This is a genomic window from Cognatiluteimonas lumbrici, assembly GCF_006476065.1.
Lineage (GTDB): Bacteria > Pseudomonadota > Gammaproteobacteria > Xanthomonadales > Xanthomonadaceae > Cognatiluteimonas > Cognatiluteimonas lumbrici.
In genome coordinates, this window is sequence record NZ_ML636798.1 from 478,906 (window position 1) to 504,013 (window position 25,108).

Consider the following 25,108-nt stretch of genomic DNA (forward strand, 5'->3'; position numbering starts at 1 on the left):
CGGAGCGGGACCCGGCCGGCGTCGCGGCCGTCGGCGATCGCGAGCACGTCCGGGCCGCTGCGCCGGAACACCAGGTCGATGCGGTGCTCACCGACCTCCAGGTCGCGCAGCACCAGCCGGTCGACGCCGGCCGGCAGCCGCGGACGCGTGATGTGCACCTCGCCGGCCCAGCCGTCCACCTCAACGCCGAGGCAGGCCTGCAGCAGCATGAACGCGGCCCCGGCGGCCCACGCCTGCGGCAGGCAGGCGACCGGGTAGGACACCGGGGTGTTGCCGTGCTTGCGCGGGAACCCGCAGAACAGTTCCGGCAGGCGCATGCCGAAGTGGTTGGCGGTCTCGAACATGGCGCGCAGCAGGCGCAGGGCACCGTCGCGGTCGCCGCTGCGGGCGATGCCTGCGGCGCACAGCGCGGTGTCGTGCGGCCACACCGAGCCGTTGTGGTAGGACATCGGGTTGTAGCGCGCCTCCCCGGTGGCCAGCGTGCGCACGCCCCAGCCGCTGGCGAAGGCCGGCGACAGCAGTTGCGCGGCGGTGCGCGCGGCGCGCTCCGGCGAAGGCAGCCCGACATAGAGCAGGTGCCCCGGGTTGCTCGCGCGCACGCGGCACAGCGTTCCTTCGCCGTCCAGGGCGATCCCGTAGAAGCCGTGTTCGGGCATCCAGAAGTGGCGCTCGACACCGTCGCGCAGGTGCCCCGCGCGCGCCTGCCAGCGCGCCGCGTCCTCCTGCTCGCCGCGGCGCAGCGCCAGCATCGCCATCGCCTGCAGTGCCGCGTACGCGTAGCCTTGGACCTCGACCAGCGCGATCGGGCCGCGCGGGAAGCTGCCGTCGGCGTGGAACACCGAGTCGTGGCTGTCCTTCCAGCCCTGGTTGGCGAGGCCGCTGTCCTCGCCGCGCGCGTAGTCGAGGAAGCCCAGCGGGTTGGCGTCGCAGGTGCGTTCGATCCAGGCGGTCGCCGCGCGCAGCGCCGGCCACAGTCGTTCGATGAAGGCGAGGTCGCCGGTGCGCCGCGCATAGGCGCCGGCGAGCATCACGAACAGCGGGGTGGTGTCGACGCCGCCGTAGTAGCGCCCGAACGGCAGCTCGCGCAGCGTCGCCATCTCGCCCTTGCGGGTCTCGTGCATGATCTTGCCCGGGGCCGCGTCGAGGAACGCCGAGGACTCGTGCGCCTGGTGCTCGGCCAGGAAGGCGAGCACGCCGCGGGCCAGGGTCGGGTTGAGCCACAGCACCTGCAGCGAGGTGATCACCGCGTCGCGGCCGAAGGGGGTCGAGAACCAGGGAATGCCGGCGAACGGGTAGGGCCCGGTCGGCAGGTCGCTGGTCAGCAGCGCGAGGTCGGCGCGCGAGCGTTCCATCCAGTCCGCGAACAGCGGGGCGCCGCTGCGCACGCGCGCGCCGCGCCGGTGGCGTGCGCGCATGCGCCGGCGGGCGTGCGCGGCCGCATCGCGGTAGCGGGCGAGGTTCGGCACTTCCTGCGCGACCAGTCCGACCTCGATGAACAGTTCGTCGGCCGCGCCGGGTTCGAGCTCCAGCAGGAACTCGGCGCCCTGTTCGTCCACCCGCAGCGGTGCCCGCGACCAGGCCACCGCGGATTCGCGCAGGCGGCCGTCCAGCCCGCGGTACCCGAACACCAGGTTGTCGGTGCCGACCCGCGCCGGCTGCATCTCGCCGCGGCGGGAGCGCTCGACGCCGCGCACCTCGAACATGTCGCGGAAGTCGGCGGCGTAGTCGAAACGCAGCGGCGCGCGCACCGGTTCGAGCCCGTAGTTGTGGAAGCGCAGGCGCTCGTACAGGCGGTTGCCGCTCAGGAAGCGCGTGCGTGCGATATGCAGCAGGCCGGACGGCAGCGCGTCCACGCCCAGCGGCGGCAGCGGCTGGTTGGTGAGGTGGGCGACGAAGAAGACGTTGTCGCGGGTGACCGTCGCGCTCAGCATCTCCGGGCGCGCGCCGGCGATGCGCAGCGTCGCGCGCGAGAGCAGCCGCGTGTCGTCGTGGAACAGTCCGTCGCTGTCGCCCTCGATGTCGCCATAGGCGTTGGCGACGAGGAAGCTGTCCCCGTCCTTGAGTACGTGGGTGGTGAAGGAGGCGGCGGTCGCCGCCGGTTGCACCTCGCTGGTCATCGCGCGCGGGTTCGGATCCTCATGCCATGGGCTGGTTTGCCGCCACGGCGGCCGGCGCCAGCAGCGGCAGCGGCTGTGCGGTTTCCGGCAGCAGGCGCGCGTACAGCGCCTCGTAGCTGCGGGCCATGGCCTCGGCCGAATAGCGGCGCTCGAACACGGCGCGCACCGCGCGGCGGTCGTAGCCGGCGACTTCCGCGACCGCGGCCACCGCCTCGGCATGCGAATCCACCACCCGTCCGCTGACGCCGTCGTCCACGACCTCGGGCACCGAGCCGCACCTCCAGGCCACGACGGGCGTGCCGCAGGCCATGGCCTCGATCATCACCAGGCCGAACGGTTCCGGCCAGTCGATCGGGAAGAGGAGTGCAGTGGCGCCGCCGAGGAACGCGGGCTTCTCGCGGTCGCCGATCTCGCCGAGGAATTCCACCAGCGGGTGGTCGAGCAGCGGTTCGATGACGTCGTGGAAGTAGTCGCGGTCGGCGTTGTCGACCTTGGCCGCGATCTTCAGCGGCATGCCGGCGTCGATCGCGATCGCGATCGCGCGGTCCGGGCGCTTCTCCGGCGAGATGCGGCCGAGGAAGGCCAGGTAGCCGCCGTCCGCCTGCGGCGAGAACGGGTACAGCCGCCGCGGCATGCCGTGGTAAACGGTGCCGAGCCAGTTGGCGAAGCGCAGCGGATGGCGCTGGTGGTCGGAGATCGACACCAGCGGGTAGTGCGGCCAGCGCCGGTAGGTCTCGGCCAGGTCCTTGAGGTCGAGGCGCCCGTGCAGGGTGGTCAGGGTGTGCGCGGCGCAGTCCTCGAACATCGGGAAGTGCAGCATGTCCACGTGGAAGTGGATGACGTCGAACTCGCGTGCGCGCCGGCGCACCTCGTGCAGCAGCGACAGGTGCGCGGCGAGGTCGGACTTCAGCGACGCCGGGTCCAGCCGGATCGGCTGGTCGCGCACCGCGACCAGCCTGGCATCGGTGCGCGCGTCCGCGGCGGCGAACAGCGTCACCTCGTGCCCGAGGTCCACGAGTGCATCGGTGAGGTGGGCGACGACGCGCTCGGTGCCGCCGTAGAGCCGCGGGGGGACGGCTTCGTACAGTGGCGCGACCTGGGCGATCCTCATGGCGTGCGGGCTCCGGCGGGGGGTGCCGCCAAGATAGGGACGCGCGCGTGTAAGCCAAGTGGTGTCAGCGCGGCAGGCGTACGTCCGTGAGCCGCCAGCGCAGGCCCTGGCGGGTGAGGATGAACGCCAGCGGAGCGCCGGAGGCGTCCTGGACCGTGATGCTGAACCGGGACGGCGACAGGTAGCGGTAGCGGGCGTCGCGCAGCGGCTCGCGTCCGGTGTCGCCCGGCGCGGGCGGGGCGAAGTCGTCGCCGACCTGGCGCCAGATGGCGCGGCCTTCCATCAGCGCGGCGAGCCCGGCAGGGTTGACCGTCGCGTCCACCGCGAGGCTGGTCGCGCCGGTGGCCATGCGCAGCCCGACCGCGCCGAGCACGCTCGACTGCATTTCGGCGCCGGCATCGCGGACCAGGCGGTCGGCGAGCTGGTGCTTGAGGCTCGCGCGCAGGGCCGGGAAGTCGACGTGCGTGGCGAGCGCCCCGGCGTCCTGGTTGCGCAGTGCGTCCTTGATCGCGTGCACGGCCAGCCACGGGCCCGCCGCGACCCAGCCGAGCAGGACGAGCAATGCGACGGCCAGCAACCATCCGGCCTTCTTCATCTCAGAACTCCAGGTCCAGGGCGGCGCACAGATAGTCCACGAGCGGCGCCAGCGCCGCCAGGTCGCGTTCCAGCGTGGCGCGCAGGCGCGGCCCGGCCATGGTGGCGTCGGGCAGCGGCCGGGTGGCGACGAAGTTGCGCCGGCGCAGGTCGTCGATGAAGGCGAAGTCGCGCGGGAAGCCGTGCGGCGGGCGCACCAGCATGTCGCTGTCGCCGTGCGCGTAGCGGCGCGCGAAGGCCGGCGCGTGCGCGGCCGCTTTCCAGGCCCCGGGGTTGTCGAAGATGAACTGGCGCACCCGCCGCTGCGTGTGCGTTTCGGGGTGCCAGAGTCCGGCGCCGACGAAGCTCGCGCCCGGTTCGAGGTGGATGTAGAACGAGGGTGCGGCCACCTCGCGGCGGCGGTGGTGGAACAGGCGCGCGCCCTGCCAGGACTTGTACGGCGACTTGTCGTTGGCGTAGCGGGTGTCGCGCTGGATCCGGAACAGCGAGCCGCCGACCGGGCGCGGGTCGGCGCGGTAGTGCAGGCTGATCGCGGCCAGCGCCGGCTGCAGGTCGCCGAGCAGCCGCTGGAACGGCGCGCGCACATGCGCCTCGTAGTCCGCCTTGTGGGCGTGGAACCAGGCGCGTTCGTTGTGGCGCGCGAGCGCGCGCAGGAAGCGGAAGGACCTGTCCGAGAAATACGCAGCCATGGCCATATTGTAGGAGCCGCCATGGCGGCGAGCCTTTCCCCGATTGCCGCGCCATCCGGGAAGAGCTCGCCGCCATGGCGGCTCCCACGGGGTTTTTACAGGCCCAGGCCGGCCTTCCAGTCCTCGAGCGCGTCGAGCAGCGCGAGCTTCGCCGGGTCGCCGGCATGCGCGGCGCGCAGCGCTGTCAACTCGGCCTCGAACGCACCGAGGTCGGGGTCGGCCAGCCCGCTCCCGGGGCGCAGGCGCTCGCGGCGCCAGGCGTCCCAGCGCGCACGCTCCTCGACCGACAGGGTGACCGGCCAGTTGCGCGCGCGGTACCGGAACAGCAGCTCGCGCAGGCGCGGGTCCTCGAAGCCGAACTCGCGCTGGGCGAGCGCCTGCGGCGGCGTGGCCCGCACCATCGCGCAGCGCTGGCGGTCGCCGTCCGGAAGGAAGCCGTCGTACAGCGAGGCGTCGGCGTCGCCGGGCGGGCGCGGCGCCTGCAGGGCGAACACGCGGCGGACCTTCTCGGCGACCTCCGCGGCGACGCCGCGCAAGCGCTCCGCGCGTGCCTCGGCCAGCGCGCGGTCGATGCCCAGGCGCTCGAAGTCGGCCTCGCGCAGGTGGTTCCAGGCCACCAGCGCCGGGCAGCGGTTGAGGTGCACTTCCTTCAGCGGGACGCGCTCCTCGCCCTCGGCCAGCTCCTCGCGGCGCACGTACAGGCGCGAGGCGATGGTCTCGGCGTCGAGCCCCAGCAGCAGTTCCGGGTCGCCGTCGAGGTCGAACACCAGCATGCGGCTGTCGATCGCGGGATGCCTGGCGACGGGCAGCACCGCCGCGGCGCACAGGCGGGCGGCCGGGTAGCGCTGCGACACGTGCAGCGCGGGCTGCATCGCGATCGGGTCGAGCAGCTGCGCGGCGCGGCGCTTGTCGCGCAGGCTGAGCGCATACTCCCACAGCCGCGGCTGGGCCTCGCGCAGGCGTCGCGCGAGGCCGATCAGCGCGCGCACGTCCGACAGCGCCTCGTGGGCCTGGCCTTCGCGCACGCCGTTGGCCTCGGCCAGGTGCTCGAGCCGGAACGAGGTCGCGCCGTCCTCGCGCTTGGGCCAGGCGATGCCTTCGGGGCGCAGCGCGTGCGCCAGCCGCATCACGTCGAGCAGGTCCCAGCGGCAGTTGCCGGCTTTCCACTCGCGCTCGTAGGGATCGTAGAAGCTGCGGAACAGGCCGCAGCGCACGAACTCGTCGTCGAAGCGCAGCGAGTTGTAGCCCAGCGTGCAGGTCTTCGGGCGGGCCATCTCCTCGAAGATGCGCGCGAATGCGGCGGCCTCGTTCACGCCCTCGGCGAGGGCGCGCTGCGGGGTGATGCCGGTCACCAGGGTGGCGCCGGGGGAGGGCAGCAGGTCGTCGGCCGGCTGCACCAGGAACTCGACCGGCTCCTCGACCTGGCGCAGCGACTCGTCGGTGCGGATCGCCGCGAACTGCGCGATGCGCGACAGGCGCGGATCGCTGCCGAAGGTCTCCAGGTCGTAGAACAGGAAGCTCGCGCTCATGTGGGAGCCGCCACGGCGGCGATCGGCGGCAATCTTGCCTCCACCATCGCATCGGCCGCGGCCCAGTCCACTCCGTCGAGCGAGTCCAGCCCGCGCGTCGCCTCGACCAGGATGCCGCGTTGCACTTCGCTGCGCTCGAGCGCCAGCGAGTACGGGATGCGCATGAAGGTGACCATGCTGTAGTGCGGCACGAAGCGCGTCGGGTGCCGCTGCTGCAGCGCAAGTTCGAGTTCGCGTTGCAGCAGGAAGTCCGGGTCGTCCACCAGGTCGCGCATCTCGATGTAGTTGTCGAGCGCCATGCGCTGGATCGCCAGCGCGTCGGGCATGCGCTCGCGCTCGAAGGCGGCGAAGGCCGTCGCCAGGTCGGGCGCCGCGTCCATGTGCCCGGCCAGGGCCACGCAGTCCTCGAACGCGCAGTTCATGCCCTGGCCGTGGAACGGGACCATGGCATGCGCGGCGTCGCCGAGCAGGACGGCGTCGCCGCCGAGGTGCCAGCGGTCCAGGTAGAGGGTGCCCAGGCTGCCGACCGGATTGGTCTCGTACAGTCGCGCCAGTTCGGGGATCAGCGGCAGCGCATCCGGGAAGTCGCGCTCGAACAGCGCGATCGCGTCGGCGGCGGAGTCCACCGCATCGAAGTTGGGGTCGCCGTGGCCCTCGTCGTGCAGGGCCATGAACAGGGTCACGGTGAAGTTGCGCTCGTCGTTGGGCAGGGCGATGCACATGTAGCGGCCGCGCGGCCAGATGTGCAGCGCGTTGGGCTCGATCCGGAAGCCGCCGTCGCGCGCGGGCGGGATCTCCAGCTCCTTGTAGCCGTGGCCGAGCCATTCGGTGCGTTCGCCGAGGTCAACCCATTTCGCCATCTGCGCGCGCAGCGTGGAGCCGGCGCCGTCGCAGCCGAGCAGGCAGGCGAACGGGCGTTCGTGGACCTGGCCGTCGCCGCGGTAGGTGGCGCGCTTGCGCTCGAAGTCCACCGACACCAGTCCGTGGTCGAAGTGCAGGCGCGCGCCCGCCGCCTCGGCGCACTCGATCAGGCTGATGTTGAGCTCGCCGCGGCTGACCGACCAGATCACCTCGCTGTCGTCGCGACCGTAGCGTTGCAGCTGCGGGGTGCCGCCGAGCGGATGCACCATGCGCCCGCGCATCATCACCGCGCGCTCGAGCACCGGGCGGTCGGCCTCGGCCTGGCGCAGCGCGTGCAGGCCGCGTTCGGCCAGCGCGAGGTTGATCGAGCGTCCGCCGGCGTAGCCGTGCAGGCGCGGGTCGCCGCGCCGCTCGTAGACGTCCACCTCCCAGCCGCGCCGGGCCAGCAGGATCGCCAGCAGCGCGCCGGCCAGGCCGGCGCCGACGATGCTGGCCTGCCGCGGCGTGCTCACGCGCCGCCTCCGCGCCAGGCGTCGACGGCGCGCGCGAAGCGCAGGATGTCGGCGTGGCTGTTGTACAGCGGCGCCGGCGAGATGCGGATCACGTCGGGTTCGCGCCAGTCGCCGAGCACGCCGTGCCGCGCGAGGTGTTCGAACAGGGCGCGGCCGCGCTCGCGACCGCCGGCCACGCGCAAGGACAGCTGTGCGCCGCGCCGCTCGGGTTCGCGCGGCGTGACCACCTGCAGCGTGTCGGCCAGGCGCTCGCGGATCAGCGCTTCGAGGTAGCCGGTCAGGCGCACCGAGCGCGCACGCAATGCGCCCATGCCGCCGGCGCGCGCGAACAGCTCGAGCGAGGCGCGCAGCGGCGCCAGCGACAGGATCTGCGGGTTGCTGAGCTGCCAGCCGTCGGCCCCGGGCGTCGGCGCGAACTCCGGCCCCATGCGGAAGCGGCTGGCCTGGTCGTGGCCCCACCAGCCGGCGAAGCGCGGGCGGGTGGTGCGCGCATGGCGAGCGTGCACGAAGCAGCCGCCGACCGCGCCCGGCCCGGAATTCATGTACTTGTAATGGCACCAGACCGCGAAGTCGGGGCCGTGCGCGTGCAGTTGCAACGGCAGGTTGCCGGCGGCGTGGGCGAGGTCGAAGCCGACCACCGCTCCGGCGGCATGGCCGAGGCGGGTGATCGCCTCGAGGTCGAAGGCCTGGCCGGTGCGGTACTGCACCCCTGGCCATAACACCAGCGCCAGGCGCTTGCCGTGGGTGGCGATCGCGCGCTCGATGGCCTCCATCGAGAAGGTGCCGTCAGGCTCGTCCGGCTCGAGCTCGATCAAGTCGGTGCCCGGATCGAAGCCGTGGAATCGCACCTGCGATTCCAGCGCGTGGCGGTCCGAGGGAAACGCGCCGGCCTCCATCAGGATCGCGGGGCGCTCGCGGGTCGGGCGGTAGAAGCTGACCAGCATCAGGTGCAGGTTGGCGGTCAGGGAGTTCATCGCCACCACCTCGGCGGGCTCTGCTCCCACCACCTCGGCCAGGCCATTGCGCACCAGCTCGTGGTAGGGCATCCACGGCGCCGGGTCGAGGAAGTGGCCCTCGACCGCGTCGCGCGCCCACTTGTCCATGACCTCGTCGACCATCGCCCGCGCGCCCTTCGGCTGCAGGCCCAGCGAGTTGCCGACGAAGTAGGCCTGCTCGCCGTCGCCATGGCGCGGCAGGTGGAACTCGGCGCGCAGCGCGGACAGCGGGTCGGCGGCGTCGAGTGCGGCGGCGTGCTGGTCGGAGAACGGCTCGGTCATGATCGGGTCAATGTGTGTGGGAGCGCGCCTTGCGCGCGATCGCGGCCAAGGGCCGTTCCTACAGGAAGCGACTCTCCGGCAGCCCGAGCCATTCCAGCGCGGTGCCGTGGTACAGCCGCGCGCGATCGTCGCTGGACAGCGCCATCGCCTCGATCCCCGCCCCCGGCGTCTGCTCGCCGAGCGGGAACGGGTAGTCGGTGCCCAGCATCACCCGGTCCGCGCCGCAGGCCTCCAGTAGGTAGCGCAGGGCGCGGTCGTCGGCGACCCAGGAATCGAAGTACAGGCGCTTGAGGTACTCGCGCGGGTTGCGGAAGTTGTCGGTGGCGACCAGGTCCGGGCGCATGTTGAAGCCGTGCTCGATGCGGCCGATGGTGTAGGGGAAGCTGCCGCCGCCGTGGGCCAGGCACACCTTGAGCTTCGGCAGCCGCTCCAGCACGCCGCCGAACACCAGGCAGCAGGCCGCGCGCGACTGCTCGGCGGGCATCCCCACCAGCCACGGCATCCAGTACTTGGGCATGGTGTCGGTGCCCATCATGTCCCAGGGGTGCACCAGGATCGCGGCGCCCAGTTCTGCGGCGGCCTCGAAGAACGGGAACAGCTCCGGCGCGTCCAGGTTCCAGTGGCCGCCGTCGGGCAGCGGCACGTGGCTGCCGATCTGCACGCCCTGCAGCCCGAGCTGGTCCATGCAGCGCTCGAGCTCCTGCACCGCCAGCCGCGGCGACTGCAGCGGCACCGTGCCGATGCCGGCGTAGTGGCGCGGGAAGTCGCGCACGGTCCCGGCCATGTGGTCGTTGAGCGCGGCATGCAGCTCCAACGCCTGGTTCGGCTTGGCCCAGTAGCTGAACATCACCGGCACGGTGCTGATCACCTGCACCTGCACCCCGAAGCGCGCGTAGTCGTCGATGCGCTGCCGCGGGTCCCAGGTCTTGGGCCAGATCTCGCGGAAGAACTTGCCGTCGCGGTAGATCCGGTGGCGGCCGTCGTCGCCGTGGTGGATCACCGGGAAGCGGTTGTCGCCGTACTTCCTGGCCAGGTCCGGCCAGTCGCGCGGCAGGTAGTGGGCGTGGATGTCGATCTTCAGCAAGGGCCGTTCCTCAGGTGTCCGGCATCGTGTACTTCGCCGGCGCCGGGTTCAGGTGGCCGCAGGCCTTGCAGGTGCGGTGTTCCTTCGAGGAATAGAAGCGGTCGAACACGGGCGGGAAGTCGGTCTCGATGTCTTCGAGGTGGAAGTACTCCTCGTACAGGCGGGCGTTGCACCGTTCGCAGAACCAGAGCAGGCCGTCCTTCTCGTGCGCCAGTCGCTTGCGCTCGATCACCAGCCCGATCGAGTCGGGCATGCGCTGAGGCGAATGCGGCACCCGCGGCGGCAGCAGGAAGCTCTCGCCGGCGCGGATCGGGATGTCGCGAACGCTGCCGTCTTCCTGGATGCGCAACACCATCTCGCCCTCGAGCTGGTGGAACCACTCCGGGCCTTCGTCCCAGTGGTAATCGGTGCGCTGGTTGGGGCCGCCGACCACCATCACGATGAAGTCGCCGTCGTGCACGACCTTGTTGCCGACCGGCGGCTTGAGCAGGTTGCGGTGCTCCTCGATCCAGGCTTGCAGGTTGATCGGGTTGGGGAGTGGCATTTGGCCTCCTTGGTCGCGGCGCTAGCGCCGCTCCTACAGTGTCATTCTGGCAGGGCGGCGATGCACTTGAGTTCGACCGAGATCGGGGTGGGCAGCGCGGTGATGCCGACGGTGGTGCGGCAGGGCGCGCTGGCGGGGTCGGGGAAGTGCTCGGCCCAGACTGCGTTCCAGCCGCTGAAGTCGCGCGCCATGTCGGTGAGGAACACGGTGACGTCCACCAGGTCCTCCCAGCGCGCGCCGCTGGCCTCGAGGACCGCGCGCACGTTGGCGAGCACCGCGCGCGACTGCGCCTCGATGCCGTCCGGGATCGCGTCGGTGCCGGGCGTGCGCGGGCCGATGCCGGAGAGGAACAGCAGGTTGCCGACCCGGCGCGCGTGCGGGTAGCTGCCCACCGCCTTCGGCGCGTTGCCGGCCTGGATGCCGCCGCCACTCATGCCCCGGCTCCGTAGCGCTCGCGCACGCTGGCGATGGCGCCGTCGTAGACCGACTGCAGCGCCGCGGGGGAATCCACGTCCATGCCGAGTTCGCGCACGCGACCGTCGGCCAGGCTGTAGACCCAGCCGTGCACCATCAGCTGCTGCCCGCGCGCCCAGGCGTCGCGGATCACCGTGGTCAGGCACACGTTTTCGGCCTGCTCGATCGCGTTGAGCTCGCACAGCACGTCGTGGCGGCGGTCCCCGGGGACGCGCTCGATCAGCGCGGCGTGCTTCTGCGCGACGTCGCCCACGTGCCGGATCCAGTTGTCGGCCAGGCCGACGCGCTTGCCGTGCAGGGCCGCGCCGACGCCGCCGCAGCCGTAGTGCCCGACGACGAGGATGTGGCGGACCTTGAGCACGTCCACCGCGAACTGGATGACCGACATGCAGTTGAGGTCGGTGTGCACCATCACGTTGGCGATGTTGCGGTGGACGAAGACCTCGCCGGGCGCGAGGTCGATGACCTGGTTGGCCGGGACCCGCGAGTCCGAGCAGCCGATCCACAGGTAGGCCGGCGCCTGTTGCCGGGACAGCCGCTCGAAGAAGCCGGGATCCTCGCGCTCGATGCGCTCGGCCCAGCTGCGGTTGTTGCGCAGCAGCGCGGCCAGTTCGTTCCTCATGCGGCGGGATCCTCGGGTGTCATCGGGGCAGGGCGATGCAGACGTTGCGCGGCTCGGTGAAGAAGCGCATCGCTTCGCTTCCTCCCTCGCGGCCGAGGCCGGACTGGCCCGTGCCGCCGAACGGCGTGCGCAGGTCGCGCAGCAGCCAGGTGTTGATCCAGACGATGCCGGCGCGCAGTTCCGCGCCGAAGCGGTGGGCGCGGTCGAGGTCGCGGGTCCAGACGCTTGCGGACAGGCCGTAGTCGCAGGCGTTGGCGAGCGCCAGCGCGTGGTCGTCGTCGTCGAACGGCTGCAGCGTGGCCACCGGCCCGAAGATCTCCTCGCGGTTGCTGTCGCAGTCCGGGCCAAGGCCCTCGAAAAGGGTCGGCTGCACGAACCAGCCCGGGCGGTCGAGCGCCTCGCCGCCGCACAGCAGCGTGCCGCCTTCCTCGCGGGCGCGGGCGATGGCGCGGGTCACCTTGTCGAAGTGCGCCTGCGAAACCAGCGGTCCGAGGTCGGTGGCGGGATCGCCCGGATCGCCGACCTTCAACTTGCGCGCGTGCGCCACCAGCGCATCGCGGAAGACGTCGTAAATACTTCGTTCCACCAGCAGCCGCGAACCGCACAGGCAGATCTGCCCGGAGTTTTGGAACACGGAGCGGGCGATGGTCGGCAGTTGCGCCTGCCAGTCGCTGTCCGAGAACACCACCGTGGGATTCTTGCCGCCCAGCTCGAGCGACACCTTCTTGAGCAGCGGCGCGGCGATGCCGGCGATGCGGCGGCCCACCGCGGTGCTGCCGGTGAAGGAGACGGCTCGCACCTCCGGATGGGCGACCAGCGGTTCGCCCACCTCCGGCCCCAGGCCGTGCACGATGTTGAGCACGCCCTTCGGGAAACCGATCTCCCCGGCCAGCTCGCCCAGCATCGTCGCGGTCAGCGGCGTCACCTCCGAGGGCTTCGCCACCACCGTGTTGCCAGCGGCCAGGGCGGGGGCGATCTTCCAGGTGAAAAGGTACAGCGGCAGGTTCCACGGCGAGATCGTCGCGACCACGCCCAGCGGCTGGCGGAGGGTGTAGTTGAGCCCGGCCTGGCCGTGGTGCGACTCGCTGGCGAACTGGGTGGCGGCCTGCGCGAAGAAACGCAGGTTGCTGACCGCGCGCGGGATTTCGGCGTCGCGGGCCAGCTTCAGCGGCTTGCCGCCGTCGCGCGACTCCGCCCGGGCGAAGTCCTCGAGGCGCGCCTCGAGCGCGGCGGCCAGCTTCTCCAGCCAGCCGGCGCGGACGTCGTTGGGCAGCGCCGACCAGGCGGGGAAGGCGGCGCGGGCGGCGGACACGGCGGCCTCGACGTCGGCGCGGTTGCCGCGCGCCACCTCGGCGAAGGGCTGGCCGCTTGCCGGGTCGAAGACCTCGATCCACCCGCCGCTGGCGGGATCGCGCGGCCCGCCGTCGATCCAGTGCGTCAATCGCATCGGGGCAGTTTACCCCCGCGGGTCAGACCGACTGCATCCGGCCGCCGTCCACGGCCAGGCTGACGCCGTTGACGTAGCCCGCCGCGGGCGAGCACAGGAAGGCGATGACGCCGCCGACTTCCTCGGGCCGCGCGAAGCGTCCGGCCGGGACGGCCTGGCGCATGCCTTCGGCGATCTCGGCCTCCGGCCGGCCCGTGGCCTCGGCCCGTGCGCGCACCAGCCGTTCGATGCGGCCGGTGTCGGTGAAGCCGGGGAGCACGTTGTTGACGGTGATGCCGAGCGGCGCGAGCTCGCGCGAGAGGGTCTTGGCCCAGCCGGCGACCGCGCCGCGCACGGTGTTGGAGACGCCGAGGTTGGGGATCGGCTCGCGCACCGAGGTCGAGACCACGTTGACGACGCGGCCCCAGTTCGCCGCGCGCATCCCCGGCAGCACCGCCTGCAGCAGCAGTTGCGCGGCCACCAGGTGGCGGCGGAAGGCGTCCTCGAACTCGGCGGTGGCGGCGGCATGCGCCGGTCCGCCGGGAGGTCCGCCGGTGTTGTTGACCAGGATGTGCACGGGGCGGCCGGCGACCAGTGCGTCCGCCTTCGCCTTCAGGGCGTTCGGCTGCGCCATGTCGGCGGCGATCCAGGCGTGCTGCTGCCCGTCCTTGCGCGGCAGCGCGGCCGCGGCTTCCGCCAGCACCTCCGCGCGGCGCGCCAGCAGGGTGACGTCCGCGCCGAGCAGGGCGAGTTCGTGCGCGGTCGCGCGGCCGATGCCCTCGGAGGCACCGCAGACCAGCGCATGCCGGCCATCGAGGTTCAGGTCCATGGCCCGATTGTAGGCCTCAGTACGGGCGGCACTGCAGGAAGCGCACCGGGCGGGTGCTGCCCGCGGGCGCCTGCAACTGGATGCGCGAGGCGCGCAGGTCCGGATCTGCCTCGAGCAGCGGGCACAACCGTTCCTTCGGATCGAAGTCGTCGTCGTCCACGTCGACGCGCAGCGTGGACTCGGTGGTCCACTCGGTGGCGAGCACGTGCGGGAGCGAGGCGATCGCCTCGGCGAGGTCGGTCCGGCGCTGCTCCAGCGGGAGCGGTGCCAGGGTCGCGTCGGGCGGCGCGTCCACGGCCGAGGGCTGCGCCGCCGCCGAGCCGGCAGTGGCAGGGTCGGCGGATGCGCCAGGGGCGGCGGCGGCGGGGCTCGCTGCGACGGTCGCTTCCTGCGCCTCCTGCCGGTTGCGGTCGTGGCCGACCACCGCCAGCACCAGCGCGATCGCCGCCGCGGCGCTCCAGGCCACGCGCGTCTGCCGGCGCATGCGCGCCTGCGCCGGCGCGTTGATGGCTTCCAGCTGGTCCTCGCCCAGCAGCGCTTCGAGTTCGGGCCAGTTGTGCGCGGTGTCGATCAGCTGCACGCGGTGGCCGCGGGCGAGCCCGAACGCCGCGCGCGGGAAGCGCCCGGGGATCGCGAGCACGCCGCCCTGGATGCCGCGCTGGCGCAGCTGGCTACCGAACTCCGCGATCGCCGTGGAACCGGGCGCGTACGCCCGGCTGTAGTGGCTGGACAGCAGCCAGCGCTGGCCGTCGCGCTCGAGCAGGTACTCGCCCGGCTGCAGCGGCAGTTTCTGGTCGTAGGTGCGCTCGTAGCCGCGCCGGTGCAGCAGCGACAGCACCAGGTGCATGAAGTCGCGCTCCTCCATCGCGCTCAGCGCGGCGATGCCGGCCGCGCGCTCCTCGCGCGGCAGTCGCGCCCGCAAATACAGGCTGGCGCCGGCCCCCGCGAGCACGAACACCGCCACCACCCACATCCAATCGGCTGGACCCACCCGGACATCCCCTGTAGGAAAGCGCGCGAAGCATACCTTGCCGCGGCGCGAAGCGGGCGCGATCCAGTGCCCGCTACAGACGCTCGGCGAGCAGGCGTTCGAGCTCGGACTGGATGGTGCCGCGCATCGCGGACAGGAGCATGCCCAGGCGGGCGGTCACGTGGACCTCGCCGGGCAGCAGCGCGATGCGGCCGTCCACGCCCGGGCGTACGAAATGCAGCGTGTCGCCTTCCCAGCGGAAATCCAGGCCGTAGCGCTGGCCCAGCGTGGTGATGGCCTGCTCGACGGCGGCGCGGGCTTGCGCGGGCGCGAGGCGGTGGGCGTGGCGGATGTCGATCGCGGACATGCGGGCATTGTAGAGTGCGCCCGTGAACGGGATCACATTACGCGCTCCGGGAACCCAGCTCGACGGCCGGCCGTTGGGCGAGGGCATGCACGACCTCGGCGGCGCGAGCATCCGCGTCGACCGCCGCGGCTGCTGGCTGCTGGTCGGCGACGGCGCCGCGGGCGTCCACGTCAACGGACGGCCCGTGCGCCGCAAGGCCCTCTTGCGCGCGGGCGACTGCCTCCACGTGGGTGGCACTGCGATCCTGCTGGCCGGCAGCGCCGCGGCGGCGCCTGCCGAGCCGCCGCCCGGTGGCGGCGAAGCGGGCGATGCACGCTGGCTGCTGCGCGCGGTCGGGGGTCGCCACCACGGACGCGGCTTTACCCTGGAGCGTGTACGCACGATCGGCAGCGACGACGATGCCGACATCCGCCTCGACCCGCCGGTGGCCGGCCGCCACGCCCGCATCGTCCGCGAAGGCGGCCGCGTCGTACTGCGCGCGCTGGCCGGCGGCGACCACCTGGTCAACGGCGAGCAGGTGCGGGATGCCGAGCTGCACGCCGGCGACCAGTTGCTGGTCGGCGCGCGCGATCGCTTCGTGCTGGAAGCCCCTTGCGATGCACCGTTGCCGTTCGACGCCGGGGACGTTCGCGCGGCGGCGGACCAGGAAGGCAAGCGCGCGTCGCCGGCGCCGCTGCGCCTGCCGTGGCTGCTGCTCGCGGCGTTGCTGATCGCCGCCGTGCTCAGCGCGCTGTTGCTGCTGTAGGCTTCCCGTCATGCGCGCATTCAACTTCAGTGCCGGGCCGGCGACGCTGGCCGAACCCGTCCTGCGCCAGGCGGCGGACGAAATGCTGGACTGGCGAGGCACCGGCGCCTCGGTGGCCGAACTCAGCCACCGTGGCGCGGAGTTCATGCAGGTGGCGGCGGAAGCCGAGGCCGACCTGCGCACGCTGCTGTCGGTGCCGGCCGACTACGCGGTGCTGTTCACCACCGGCGGCGCCACCCTGATGCAGGCGCTGCTGCCGCTCAACTTCGCCGCACCGGGGCAGGCGGTGGACTACGTGATCACCGGCCACTGGGGCAAGACCGCGCTCAAGCAGGCACGCCACGGCGTGGCGGCGCACGTGGCCGCCAGCAGCGAGGACACCGGTTTCCGCGACATCCCGCCGCCGTCGGAGTGGCGGCTCTCGAACGACGCCGCCTACGTCCACGTCACCGCCAACGAGACCATCCACGGCGTCGAGTTCCGCGACGTGCCCGAGGTCGGCGCCACGCCGCTGGTCGCCGACTTCAGCTCCTCGATCGCGTCGGAACCGGTCGAGGTGTCGCGCTACGCGGTGCTGTACGGCGGCGCGCAGAAGAACCTGGGGCCGGCGGGGATCGCCTTCGCGATCGTGCGCCGCGACCTGCTCGAGCGCGAGGGCCAGCCGCGCGCCGAGATCCTCGACCTGCGCGCGCACGCGGCCAAGGGCTCGATGCTCAACACGCCGCCGACCTGGAACTGGTACCTGCTCGGCCTGTCGCTGAAGTGGATGCTCGGCGAGGGCGGGGTCGCCGAGTTCGCGCGCCGCAACGCGCGCAAGGCGGAACTGCTGTATGCCGCCATCGACGGCTCGGGCGGCTTCTACCGCAACCAGGTGGCGCCGGCCGCGCGTTCGCGCATGAACGTGCCGTTCTCGCTGCACGACAGCGCGCTCGACGCCACGTTCCTGTCCGAGGCGAAGGCGTCCGGCCTGATCGGGCTGAAGGGCCATCGCGCCCTCGGCGGCATGCGCGCTTCCCTGTACAACGCGATGCCCGAGGCGGGCGTGCAGGCGCTGGCCGGGTTCATGGCCGACTTCGCGCGTCGCCATGGCTGACAGGCGCGACTGGGTCGCCACGCCGGGCACGGCCCTGCGCGGCGACCTGGCGATCCCCGGCGACAAGTCGGTCTCCCACCGCGCGGTGATGCTGGCCGCGATCGCAGAGGGCGAGAGCCGGATCGACGGATTCCTGGAGGCCGCGGATACCCGCGCCACCGCCGCCATCTTCCGCCAGCTCGGCGTGGCCATCGAGATCCCGGAGGACGGCGTGCGCATCGTGCACGGCGTCGGCATGCACGGGCTGCACGCGGCCCGGGAGGCGCTGGACTGCGGCAACGCCGGCACCGCCATGAGACTGCTCGCCGGGCTGCTCGCGGCGCAGGCGTTCGACAGCGAACTGGTCGGCGACGCCTCGCTCGGCCGCCGCCCGATGCGTCGCGTGATCGAGCCGCTGCAGGCGATGGGCGCGCGCATCGACGCCAGCGACGGCCACGCGCCGCTGCGCATCCATGGCGGCCGGCCGTTGCAGGGCAGGGAGCACGCCTTGCCGGTGGCCAGCGCCCAGGTGAAGTCGGCGCTGCTGCTGGCAGGGCTGTGGGCGGACGGCGAGACCGTGGTGCGCGAGCCGCGGCCGACCCGCGACTACACCGAGCGCATGCTGGCGGCGTTCGGCGCCGAGGTGTCGCGCGCGCCGGGCCGGGCCGCGGTGCATGGCGGCCAGCGCCTCGTCGCCACCGACCTGCAGGTGCCGGCGGACTTCTCCTCGGCTGCGTTCTTCATCGTCGCCGCCAGCCTGGTCCCGGGATCGGAACTGCGCCTGCGCGAGGTGGGCGTGCACCCGCGCCGCACCGGGTTGCTCCGCGTGCTGCGCGCGATGGGCGCGGACCTGGAACTGGTGCCGTGCGCCGGTCCGGGACGCGCGGGCGAACCGCTCGCCGACATCGTCGTCCGCCATGCCCCGCTGCACGGCGTGGACGTCCCGCTGGACGTGGTGCCGGACATGATCGACGAGTTCCCGGTGCTGTGCATCGCGGCAGCGGCTGCCCGCGGCGCCACCCGGATCCGCGGCGCGGCCGAGTTGCGGGTGAAGGAATCCGACCGCATCGCGGCGATGGCTTCCGGCCTGCGCACGCTGGGCATCGCGGTCGAGGAAACCCCTGACGGCGCGGTGGTACGCGGCGGCACGCTGCAGGGCGGCACGGTGCACAGCCACGCCGACCACCGCATCGCCATGGCCTTCGCCGTGGCCGGGCAGGTCGCGCGCGCCCCCGTGCGCATCGGCGACGTCGGCAACGTCGCGACCTCGTTCCCGGGCTTCGAGGTGCTGGCGCGCGACGCCGGCTTCGGGCTCAGCGCTGCAGGGTGAAGTCGATCGGCACCTGCACGGTGCCGTCCACCGGTCGGCCGTCGCGCACCGCCGGCGCGAAGCGCCAGCGGCGCACCGCCTCGAGCGCGGCACGGTCGAGGTCGCGCGAACCGCTGCCGTCGACGATGTCGACCTGGCCGGGCACGCCGCGCGCGTCCACGTGCACGCGCAGCACCACGGTGCCCTCCTGCCCGCGGCGCTGGGCGCGGCGCGGGTAGCGCGGGGGCGGCGCGTCCACCGGCCGCGGCAGGCTGGCGTCGGCCAGCGGCGGAGGGGCCGGGACGGGCGCGGGCGCGACCGGCGGCGGGACCGGGGCGGGCGGGGGAGGCGGCAAATCGCGGGCTTCGCCCGGGCCGGGCCCGTCCGCGTCTTCGCTCTCCCCGCCACGCGCCACGCGGCCTTCGCCGCCGGCCGGCAGTGGCGTGGGCAAGGGTTCGAAGACCTGGCCCTCGATGCTGCGCGGGACCCCGTCGGCCTTGAAGAAATCGTTGTCGTTGCGCTGGTCGAGCCACAGCGCGGCGAACAGCAGCAGCCCGGCGCCGAAGGCGATCGCGGCGACCAGCAGGGCGGTGCGCGAGGGCAGCCAGTCGGGCCGGCCGCGGCGATCGCGCCGTGGCGCGCGCGCGGGCGGATCGGTCTCGGGTGCGGGGGCAGGCATCGCGGGTTCCGGTTCCGTGTTGGCCGCATTCTGGCACGGCCCGGCGCGGCATCGCGGCAAGGCACGGCATAAACACGCGATAATTCAGCTTCCATCCTGCTCCGTGACCCTGGCCATGCTCGATCCCGCGCTCCTCCGCACCCACCTCGCCGATACCGCCGCGCGCCTGCGCGCGAGCCGCGGTTTCGCGCTGGACGTTGCCGCGCTGGAAGCGCTGGAGGCGGAGCGCAAGGACATCCAGGTGCGCACGCAGGAACTGCAGAACCTGCGCAACACCCGCAGCAAGGCGATCGGCCAGGCCAAGGCGCGCGGCGAGGACGTGGCGCCGCTGCTGGCCGAGGTCGCGGGCTTCGGCGAGGAACTGAAGGCCTCGGAGGCGCGCCTGGCCGAGGTCCGTGCCGCGCTCGACGCGCTCGCGCTCGGCATCCCCAACCTTCCCGATCCGTCGGTGCCGGAGGGCGCGGACGAGTCGCAGAACGTCGAGCAGTCGCGCTGGGGCACGCCGCGCGCGTTCGACTTCCCGGTGAAGGACCATGTCGAGCTCGGCGCGCGCCACGGTTGGCTCGACGGCGACGCCGGCGCCAAGCTGTCCGGCGCGCGCTTTACCGTGCTGCGTGGCGGCATCGCGCGCCTGCACCGCGCGCTGGCGCAGTTCATGCTCGACCTGCATACCGGCGAGCACGGCTACCTGGAAGCCAACGTGCCGTTGCTGGTCAATGCCGACGCGATGCGCGGCACTGGCCAGCTGCCCAAGTTCGAGGACGACCTGTTCTCGACCGTGGTCGGGGAGGGCGAGGCGGCGTCGAAGCGCTACCTGGTGCCGACCGCGGAAGTGCCGCTGACCAACCTGGTGCGCGAGGAGATCCTCGAGCCGGCGGCGCTGCCGCTGCGCGTGACCGCGCATTCGATGTGCTTCCGCGCCGAGGCCGGCAGCCACGGCCGCGACACCCGCGGCATGATCCGCCAGCACCAGTTCGAGAAGGTGGAGCTGGTGTCGGTGACCGCGCCCGGCGACAGCGACGCCGAGCACGAGCGCATGACCCGCTGCGCGGAGGTGGTGCTCGAGAAGCTCGGCCTGCCGTACCGCAAGGTGCTGCTGTGCACCGGCGACATGGGCTTCTCCGCGCGCAAGACCTACGACCTGGAGGTGTGGCTGCCGTCGCAGGAGGCCTACCGCGAGATCTCTTCGTGCTCGAACTGCGGCGACTTCCAGGCGCGGCGCATGCAGGCGCGCTGGCGCAACCCGGAGGGCGGCAAGCCGGAGCCGGTGCACACGCTCAACGGCTCCGGCGTGGCCGTCGGCCGCGCGTTGATCGCGGTGATGGAGAACTACCAGGAGGCGGACGGCTCGATCACGGTGCCCGAGGCACTGCGCCCGTACATGGGCGGCATCGACCGGATCGTGTAGGAGCGGCGCTCGCGCCGCGACTACAGGAGGGCCTGCACCGCGGTCACGAACTCCGGATCGGGGCGGGTGCCGATCTTCTCGGTGCGCGCGACGATGCGCCCCTCGGCATCGAGCAGGATCAGCGCGCTGGTGTGGTTGAACTCACCGTCGGAGAGCTGGCGGTAGCGCACGTCGAGCACGCCCGCGACGCTGCGCACGTCGCCCGGCGCCGGCGCGGCCAGCACCCAGCGCGGATCGACCCGGCGTTCCTCCGCCAGCGCGGCCAGGGCCTGCGGCGTGTCGCGTTCCGGATCCATGCTGATCAGCATCACACCCAGCCGTTCGCGCTGCGCCGGCGTGAGCGCGCGTTCCACCGCCTTGCCGCCCTCGATGATCAGCGGGCAGATGTAGCGGCAGGAGGCGTAGAACATGGACACCAGTTGCGGCTTGCCGCGCCGCGACTGCCACTGCAGCGTCCTGCCATGCTGGTCGGTCAGGCGCAGCGGCAACTGGTAGACCGAATCGCGCGGCAGTTCCGCCGCGCGCGTGGACACCGAGGACTCGACCCCGGGCATCGTGCCGGACTGCGCCAGCGCCGCGAACGGCACGCAGGCCAGGGCCGCCGCCAGTGCCAGCGGCAGGGGACGGAAAGGCTTCACGTTCACGGTTGCCGGCTCCTCGCGCAGCGGAATCCCATGCTGGTGGTGGTGTCGTTCGCGGCCAGCGAGGACAGCATCGCCACCCGCATGAGTACCGCGTAGTTGTCGCGGTCGTCGATGGACAACGCCCCGGCCCCGCAGAACTTCGCCTTGCCGGGATCGCCCTGGTTGCGCGACTCGGGATCCATCAGCAGCGAGGAGAAGTCCTCGGTCCACTCCCAGACCAGGCCGTGGATGTCCTGCACGCCGTAGGCATTGGGAGCCTGCAGGCCGGCGCGCGGCAGCACCTTGCGCGTCGGCTCGGAGTACCACGCGAGGATGCGCTCGCGCCAGGCCGGGTCGCGGCGTGCGTCGCGACGGGTTTCGTCGGCGGCGGCCACGTATTCCCACTCCGCCCACGTCGGCAGGCGCGCCCCTTGGGCCTCGCAATAGGCCTGCGCCGCGAACCAGCTCACGTTGACCACCGGCTGCCGGCCCTGCGCGTCGGATTCCAGCGCGGTCGCCTCCGGCCAGTGCTGCAGGTAGCGCCCGTCGGCGAGCACGCTCGCCACGCGGTCGCGGCGCCATTCCGGACGCGCCTGCACGAAGGCCAGGAACTCGGCGTTGGTCACCGGCCGGCGTTGCAGTTCGAACGGCGCGACCCGCAGCGTGTCCACGTCCTCGAAGTCGATCGCCGACTCGAAGCTGCCGCCGGGGACCTGCACCCAGCCATTGCCCGCCGCCGCGAACGCGGCGACGGGCAGGGCGACGAACAGGATGGCGAGGCTGCGGCGCATGGCGCGGGGCAGGGCCATGGGGCGTCAGTGCGCCTCCATCCCGCCGGCGCCGATCGGCGGACCCTTGCGGGCGGCCGCGGCCTCTTCCTTGCTGATCGAGCCACCCGGGTTGCCCCAGCTGTTGAGCACGTAGGTCGAGATGTTGGCGACCTCGTCGTCGGTGAGCTGCGACATCGGCGGCATCACCGAGTTGTACTCGACGCCGTTGACCGTGACCGGGCCGGACAGGCCGTGCAGGATCACCTGCGGCAGGCGCTTGGGATCGGCCGCGATCCAGTCGGAGCCGGCGAGCGGCGGGAACACGCCCTCGAGGCCCTGGCCGTTGGCCTGGTGGCAGGTCGAGCAGGTGCCCGCGAACAGCGCCTCGCCGGCCTTGACCTGGTCCTCGACCGTGAGTTCGCCGGTCTGCGCCGCCTCCGCCGCCTGGCCGACCGCGGCCAGGTTGGGTGCGGCCTGGTCGCCGATGTACATCGCGTCCACTTCCTTGCCCGAGTAGATCTCGGGGCGCTCCGGGCCCTCGGCCTTGAGGATCGCCAGCGCGCCCTTGTTGAAGGCGCGGAAGATCGAGTGGTCGACCATCACGTAGCTGCCCGGGACCTCCAGGTGGAAGTCCATGATCGCGGCGCCGCCCGCCGGGATCAGCGTGGTCTGCACGTTCTCGTTGTAGCGCGTGCCGCCCTCGAACCAGACCTTGTCGAAGATCTCGCCGATGACGTGGAAGCTCGACACCAGGTTGGGGCCGCCGTTGCCCACGTACAGGCGCACGTTCTCGCCGGTGTTGGCCTTGAGCGCGTTGTCGCCGGTGAGCGCGCCCTCCATGCCGTTGAACAGGACGTAGGTGGGGTTCTCGTCCACGCCCTTCTGCATGTCGAAGTCCTGGTGGCCCTTCTCGCGGTACTTGCCGGTGGTGTAGAAGTCGCCCTGCATCACGTAGTACTCGCGGTCCACCGGCGGCATCCCCTCCGGCGGCTCGACCAGGATCAGGCCGTACATGCCGTTGGCGATGTGCATGCCCACCGGCGCGGTCGCGCAGTGGTAGACGTACAGGCCGGCATTGAGCGCCTTGAAGGTGAAGCGGCTGACGTGGCCGGGCGCGGTGAACGTCGACGAGGCGCCGCCGCCCGGGCCGGTGACGCCGTGCAGGTCGATGTTGTGGGGCATCTTGCTGTCGGGCATGTTGCGCAGGTGGAACTGCACGGTGTCGCCCTGGCGCACGCGGATGAAGCTGCCCGGCACGGTCCCGCCGAAGGTCCAGAAGGTGTAGGTGACGCCGGGCGAGATCTCCATGTCCTTCTCGATCACGTCGAGCGTGACCACGACCTTGGCCGGGTAGTCGCGGTTGACCGGCGGCGGCACGTTCGGCGGCGACGTCAGCACCGCCTCGATCGGCTCGCCCTGCGGCGGGCCGAAGTCGCCCTTGAGGGAACCGCCTGAACCTTGCGCGGCGGTGGCCGCGGGCTGGTCGGCGTTGCCGTCGCCACGGCAGCCTGCGAGCGCCAGCGTGGCCAGGGCCACGGCGACCAGGGCATGTCGGAGGGTCGGTTTCATCGTTGCTCCCTTTCCTGGGGTGTTGGGTCCACGGGACCGTTGCGCGAAGCTTGGGCCATCCGCGGGCGTATGGAACTGACGTGGGTCAATCCCGCGCCATTCACTATGCGTTAATCCGGCGTGTCTTGCAGGTCAAGAGGTTGGCGCGACTGGCATAATCGGGTTTTCCCCACGCTTCGAAGTAATGACCCGACCGTCCTCGCTCGACCGCGAGCAACTGCTCGCCTGCGCCCGGGGCGAACTGTTCGGCCCCGGCAACGCGCGCCTCCCCGCGCCGCCGATGCTGATGTTCGACCGGATCACGGAAATCTCCACCGAGGGCGGCCGCCACGGCAAGGGCGTGATCCGGGCGGAGCTCGACATCCGCCCCGACCTCTGGTTCTTCGCTTGCCATTTCGAGGGCGACCCGGTGATGCCGGGCTGCCTGGGGGTGGACGCCATGTGGCAGCTCGCCGGGTTCTACCTGCCGTGGCTGGGCGAGCCGGGCCGTGGCCGCGCGCTCGGCGTGGGCGAGGTCAAGTTCACCGGGCAGGTGCTGCCCGAGGCGCGCCTGGTGGCGTACGAGATCGACATCAAGCGGGTCGTTCGCGGCAGGCTGAAGATGGTGATCGCCGACGGCCGCACCCTGGTGGACGGCAAGGAGATCTACACCGCCGAGAACCTGCGCGTCGGCCTGTTCGGTTCGACGGAGGGGTTCTGATGGGCATCGCGCGCGGCCAGCGCCGGGTGGTGGTCACCGGCATGGGCATCGTGTCTCCGCTGGGCAACGATTTCGACACGGTCTCCGACGCACTGAGGCAATCGCGCCCGGGGATCCGCTTCGTGCCGGAATATGCCGAACTCGGCCTGCGCAGCCAGGTCGCCGGCGTTCCGGACATCGACCTGGACGCGGCCATCGACCGCAAGCTGCGCCGTTTCATGGGCGATGCGGCGGCCTACGCCTACGTGTCCATGCGCGACGCGATCGCCGATGCCGGCCTGTCCGAGGCCGAGGTGCGCGACCCGCGCACCGGCGTGATCGCCGGTTCCGGCGGCGGCTCGGCGGAGTGGCAGATCGCCACCGGCGACCTGCTGCGCGAGAAGGGCGTGCGCCGCGTCGGTCCGTACATGGTGCCGCGCACGATGTGCTCGACGGTCTCGGCCTCGCTGGCCACCGCCTTCGGCATTCGCGGCGTCAGCTACTCGCTGTCCGCCGCCTGCGCCACGTCCGCGCATTGCATCGGCGCCGCCGCCGACATGATCCGGCACGGCATCCAGGACGTGGTGTTCGCCGGTGGTGGCGAGGAACTGCACTGGGGCATGACCGCCCAGTTCGACGCGATGGGCGCGCTGTCCACGCACCACAACGACTCGCCGGGGACCGCGTCGCGGCCCTACGACGTGGACCGCGACGGCTTCGTCATCGCCGGCGGCGGCGGCATGCTGGTCCTCGAAGACCTCGAACGCGCGAAGGCGCGCGGCGCGCGCATCCATGCCGAACTGGTCGGTTACGGCGTGACCTCCGACGGCGTGGACATGGTGGCGCCGTCGGGCGAGGGCGCGGTGCGTTGCATGCGGATGGCGCTGCAGAGCGTGGACACGCCGGTGGACTACCTCAACACGCACGGCACCTCGACCCCGCTGGGCGACATCGTCGAACTGCAGGCGGTGCGCGAGGCCTTCGGCGACGCGGTCCCGCCGCTGTCGTCGACCAAGGCGCTGACCGGGCACTCGCTCGGCGCGGCCAGCGTGCACGAAGCGATCTACAGCCTGCTGATGCTGCGCGACGGCTTCATGGCCGGCTCGTACAACATCCTGTCGCTGGATCCGAAGGCCGAGGGCTACCCGATCCTGCGCCACGCGCAGGAGGCCGACCTGGCCACGGTGATGTCCAACAGCTTCGGCTTCGGCGGCACCAACGGCAGCCTGGTGTTCCGCAAGGCCTGAC

25 protein-coding genes are annotated in these 25,108 nt (G+C 72.2%); 6 read left to right on the plus strand and 19 right to left on the minus strand.

The window, feature by feature from the left end:
- From E4F25_RS02365 to E4F25_RS02435, 15 genes are all read right to left on the minus strand, one after another.
- The coding region (locus E4F25_RS02365; protein WP_140910270.1) for an amylo-alpha-1,6-glucosidase at positions 1–2,117 on the minus strand (2,117 nt) is incomplete at its 3' end.
- A gap of 19 nt (positions 2,118–2,136) precedes the next feature.
- Positions 2,137–3,228, minus strand: a complete 1,092-nt coding sequence (locus tag E4F25_RS02370) for a glycosyltransferase family 4 protein (RefSeq protein ID WP_140908662.1) — start codon at positions 3,226–3,228, stop codon at positions 2,137–2,139.
- A 64-nt stretch (positions 3,229–3,292) separates the two neighbouring features.
- A complete protein-coding gene (locus E4F25_RS02375; protein WP_140908663.1) occupies positions 3,293–3,823 on the minus strand; it encodes a DUF2939 domain-containing protein in 531 nt (176 codons plus the stop codon).
- Position 3,824: 1 nt separating this feature from the next.
- Complete coding sequence (locus E4F25_RS02380; RefSeq protein WP_140908664.1) at positions 3,825–4,511, minus strand: DUF2461 domain-containing protein; 687 nt, start codon at positions 4,509–4,511, stop codon at positions 3,825–3,827.
- Positions 4,512–4,606: 95 nt separating this feature from the next.
- Positions 4,607–6,040, minus strand: coding sequence for an exodeoxyribonuclease I (gene sbcB, locus E4F25_RS02385; RefSeq protein ID WP_140908665.1), 1,434 nt, complete (start codon positions 6,038–6,040; stop codon positions 4,607–4,609).
- A complete protein-coding gene (locus tag E4F25_RS02390; protein ID WP_246069703.1) occupies positions 6,037–7,413 on the minus strand; it encodes an FAD-dependent oxidoreductase in 1,377 nt (458 codons plus the stop codon). Before E4F25_RS02390 ends, sbcB begins: the two co-directional genes overlap by 4 nt.
- On the minus strand, positions 7,410–8,690 hold the full coding sequence (gene kynU, locus E4F25_RS02395; protein WP_140908666.1) for a kynureninase: 1,281 nt from the start codon (positions 8,688–8,690) through the stop codon (positions 7,410–7,412). The genes E4F25_RS02390 and kynU overlap by 4 nt, the downstream gene beginning before the upstream one ends.
- Before the next feature lie 58 nt (positions 8,691–8,748).
- Complete coding sequence (locus tag E4F25_RS02400; RefSeq protein ID WP_140908667.1) at positions 8,749–9,774, minus strand: amidohydrolase family protein; 1,026 nt, start codon at positions 9,772–9,774, stop codon at positions 8,749–8,751.
- A gap of 10 nt (positions 9,775–9,784) precedes the next feature.
- The gene (locus E4F25_RS02405) at positions 9,785–10,318 is read right to left on the minus strand and encodes a 3-hydroxyanthranilate 3,4-dioxygenase (protein ID WP_140908668.1); all 534 of its coding nucleotides are present in this window, start codon (positions 10,316–10,318) and stop codon (positions 9,785–9,787) included.
- A gap of 41 nt (positions 10,319–10,359) precedes the next feature.
- Positions 10,360–10,752 (minus strand): RidA family protein, encoded by a 393-nt coding sequence (locus E4F25_RS02410; RefSeq protein ID WP_140908669.1) that lies wholly within the window; start codon positions 10,750–10,752, stop codon positions 10,360–10,362.
- The gene (gene can / locus E4F25_RS02415) at positions 10,749–11,414 is read right to left on the minus strand and encodes a carbonate dehydratase (protein ID WP_140908670.1); all 666 of its coding nucleotides are present in this window, start codon (positions 11,412–11,414) and stop codon (positions 10,749–10,751) included. Before can ends, E4F25_RS02410 begins: the two co-directional genes overlap by 4 nt.
- Before the next feature lie 19 nt (positions 11,415–11,433).
- Positions 11,434–12,861 (minus strand): aldehyde dehydrogenase, encoded by a 1,428-nt coding sequence (locus E4F25_RS02420; protein WP_140908671.1) that lies wholly within the window; start codon positions 12,859–12,861, stop codon positions 11,434–11,436.
- A 22-nt stretch (positions 12,862–12,883) separates the two neighbouring features.
- Positions 12,884–13,669: an SDR family oxidoreductase gene (locus E4F25_RS02425; protein ID WP_140908672.1), complete on the minus strand. Its 786-nt coding sequence runs from the start codon at positions 13,667–13,669 to the stop codon at positions 12,884–12,886.
- A 16-nt stretch (positions 13,670–13,685) separates the two neighbouring features.
- The gene (locus E4F25_RS02430; protein ID WP_140908673.1) at positions 13,686–14,660 is read right to left on the minus strand and encodes a restriction endonuclease; all 975 of its coding nucleotides are present in this window, start codon (positions 14,658–14,660) and stop codon (positions 13,686–13,688) included.
- A gap of 73 nt (positions 14,661–14,733) precedes the next feature.
- Entirely contained in the window at positions 14,734–15,006 is a 273-nt protein-coding gene (locus tag E4F25_RS02435) for a polyhydroxyalkanoic acid system family protein (protein ID WP_140908674.1), read from the minus strand.
- Positions 15,007–15,028: 22 nt separating this feature from the next.
- On the opposite strand from E4F25_RS02435, the gene E4F25_RS02440 reads away from it, so the two are divergent.
- Genes E4F25_RS02440 through aroA form a run of 3 tightly spaced genes read left to right on the plus strand, consistent with a single transcriptional unit; the run spans position 15,029 to position 18,153 of the window.
- Positions 15,029–15,751: an FHA domain-containing protein gene (locus tag E4F25_RS02440; protein ID WP_246069705.1), complete on the plus strand. Its 723-nt coding sequence runs from the start codon at positions 15,029–15,031 to the stop codon at positions 15,749–15,751.
- Positions 15,752–15,761: 10 nt separating this feature from the next.
- On the plus strand, positions 15,762–16,844 hold the full coding sequence (gene serC, locus E4F25_RS02445; protein WP_140908675.1) for a 3-phosphoserine/phosphohydroxythreonine transaminase: 1,083 nt from the start codon (positions 15,762–15,764) through the stop codon (positions 16,842–16,844).
- Positions 16,837–18,153, plus strand: coding sequence for a 3-phosphoshikimate 1-carboxyvinyltransferase (gene aroA, locus E4F25_RS02450; protein ID WP_140908676.1), 1,317 nt, complete (start codon positions 16,837–16,839; stop codon positions 18,151–18,153). The genes serC and aroA overlap by 8 nt, the downstream gene beginning before the upstream one ends.
- Here aroA and E4F25_RS02455 read toward each other — a convergent pair.
- Positions 18,137–18,811, minus strand: a complete 675-nt coding sequence (locus tag E4F25_RS02455; protein ID WP_140908677.1) for an energy transducer TonB — start codon at positions 18,809–18,811, stop codon at positions 18,137–18,139. The two genes, aroA and E4F25_RS02455, sit on opposite strands and share 17 nt — an antisense overlap.
- Positions 18,812–18,926: 115 nt before the next feature.
- Between E4F25_RS02455 and serS the strand changes: the two genes are divergently transcribed.
- The gene (gene serS / locus E4F25_RS02460) at positions 18,927–20,219 is read left to right on the plus strand and encodes a serine--tRNA ligase (protein WP_140910273.1); all 1,293 of its coding nucleotides are present in this window, start codon (positions 18,927–18,929) and stop codon (positions 20,217–20,219) included.
- Between the two features lie 20 nt (positions 20,220–20,239).
- Here serS and E4F25_RS02465 read toward each other — a convergent pair whose 3' ends face one another.
- From E4F25_RS02465 to nirK, 3 genes are read right to left on the minus strand one after another with little or no spacing between them, the layout of a single operon-like run.
- Positions 20,240–20,863, minus strand: a complete 624-nt coding sequence (locus tag E4F25_RS02465; protein WP_246069707.1) for an SCO family protein — start codon at positions 20,861–20,863, stop codon at positions 20,240–20,242.
- Positions 20,860–21,651 carry a formylglycine-generating enzyme family protein gene (locus E4F25_RS02470; protein ID WP_246069708.1) on the minus strand — a complete coding sequence of 264 codons (792 nt, stop codon included), beginning with the start codon at positions 21,649–21,651 and terminating at the stop codon, positions 20,860–20,862. Before E4F25_RS02470 ends, E4F25_RS02465 begins: the two co-directional genes overlap by 4 nt.
- A gap of 6 nt (positions 21,652–21,657) precedes the next feature.
- Positions 21,658–23,181: a copper-containing nitrite reductase gene (gene nirK, locus E4F25_RS02475; protein ID WP_140908678.1), complete on the minus strand. Its 1,524-nt coding sequence runs from the start codon at positions 23,179–23,181 to the stop codon at positions 21,658–21,660.
- Between the two features lie 184 nt (positions 23,182–23,365).
- Between nirK and fabA the strand changes: the two genes are divergently transcribed.
- Both fabA and fabB read left to right on the plus strand, forming a co-directional pair.
- Positions 23,366–23,881, plus strand: coding sequence for a 3-hydroxyacyl-[acyl-carrier-protein] dehydratase FabA (gene fabA / locus E4F25_RS02480; RefSeq protein WP_140908679.1), 516 nt, complete (start codon positions 23,366–23,368; stop codon positions 23,879–23,881).
- On the plus strand, positions 23,881–25,107 hold the full coding sequence (gene fabB, locus E4F25_RS02485) for a beta-ketoacyl-ACP synthase I (RefSeq protein WP_140908680.1): 1,227 nt from the start codon (positions 23,881–23,883) through the stop codon (positions 25,105–25,107). The genes fabA and fabB overlap by 1 nt, the downstream gene beginning before the upstream one ends.
- Position 25,108: the final 1 nt, after the last annotated feature.

Excerpts from the sequence above, each read along its gene's own strand:
- E4F25_RS02470 (WP_246069708.1), bottom strand. The coding sequence starts at position 21,651 with ATGGCCCTGCCCCGCGCCATGCGCCGCAGCCTCGCCATCCTGTTCGTC.
- E4F25_RS02425 (WP_140908672.1), bottom strand. The coding sequence starts at position 13,669 with ATGGACCTGAACCTCGATGGCCGGCATGCGCTGGTCTGCGGTGCCTCC.
- E4F25_RS02420 (WP_140908671.1), bottom strand. The coding sequence starts at position 12,861 with ATGCGATTGACGCACTGGATCGACGGCGGGCCGCGCGATCCCGCCAGC.
- nirK (WP_140908678.1), bottom strand. The coding sequence starts at position 23,181 with ATGAAACCGACCCTCCGACATGCCCTGGTCGCCGTGGCCCTGGCCACG.
- kynU (WP_140908666.1), bottom strand. The coding sequence starts at position 8,690 with ATGACCGAGCCGTTCTCCGACCAGCACGCCGCCGCACTCGACGCCGCC.
- E4F25_RS02455 (WP_140908677.1), bottom strand. The coding sequence starts at position 18,811 with ATGCCTGCCCCCGCACCCGAGACCGATCCGCCCGCGCGCGCGCCACGG.
- sbcB (WP_140908665.1), bottom strand. The coding sequence starts at position 6,040 with ATGAGCGCGAGCTTCCTGTTCTACGACCTGGAGACCTTCGGCAGCGAT.
- fabA (WP_140908679.1), top strand. The coding sequence starts at position 23,366 with ATGACCCGACCGTCCTCGCTCGACCGCGAGCAACTGCTCGCCTGCGCC.
- E4F25_RS02435 (WP_140908674.1), bottom strand. The coding sequence starts at position 15,006 with ATGTCCGCGATCGACATCCGCCACGCCCACCGCCTCGCGCCCGCGCAA.
- E4F25_RS02375 (WP_140908663.1), bottom strand. The coding sequence starts at position 3,823 with ATGAAGAAGGCCGGATGGTTGCTGGCCGTCGCATTGCTCGTCCTGCTC.
- serC (WP_140908675.1), top strand. The coding sequence starts at position 15,762 with ATGCGCGCATTCAACTTCAGTGCCGGGCCGGCGACGCTGGCCGAACCC.
- fabB (WP_140908680.1), top strand. The coding sequence starts at position 23,881 with ATGGGCATCGCGCGCGGCCAGCGCCGGGTGGTGGTCACCGGCATGGGC.
- E4F25_RS02405 (WP_140908668.1), bottom strand. The coding sequence starts at position 10,318 with ATGCCACTCCCCAACCCGATCAACCTGCAAGCCTGGATCGAGGAGCAC.
- can (WP_140908670.1), bottom strand. The coding sequence starts at position 11,414 with ATGAGGAACGAACTGGCCGCGCTGCTGCGCAACAACCGCAGCTGGGCC.
- E4F25_RS02380 (WP_140908664.1), bottom strand. The coding sequence starts at position 4,511 with ATGGCTGCGTATTTCTCGGACAGGTCCTTCCGCTTCCTGCGCGCGCTC.
- E4F25_RS02370 (WP_140908662.1), bottom strand. The coding sequence starts at position 3,228 with ATGAGGATCGCCCAGGTCGCGCCACTGTACGAAGCCGTCCCCCCGCGG.
- serS (WP_140910273.1), top strand. The coding sequence starts at position 18,927 with ATGCTCGATCCCGCGCTCCTCCGCACCCACCTCGCCGATACCGCCGCG.
- E4F25_RS02410 (WP_140908669.1), bottom strand. The coding sequence starts at position 10,752 with ATGAGTGGCGGCGGCATCCAGGCCGGCAACGCGCCGAAGGCGGTGGGC.
- aroA (WP_140908676.1), top strand. The coding sequence starts at position 16,837 with ATGGCTGACAGGCGCGACTGGGTCGCCACGCCGGGCACGGCCCTGCGC.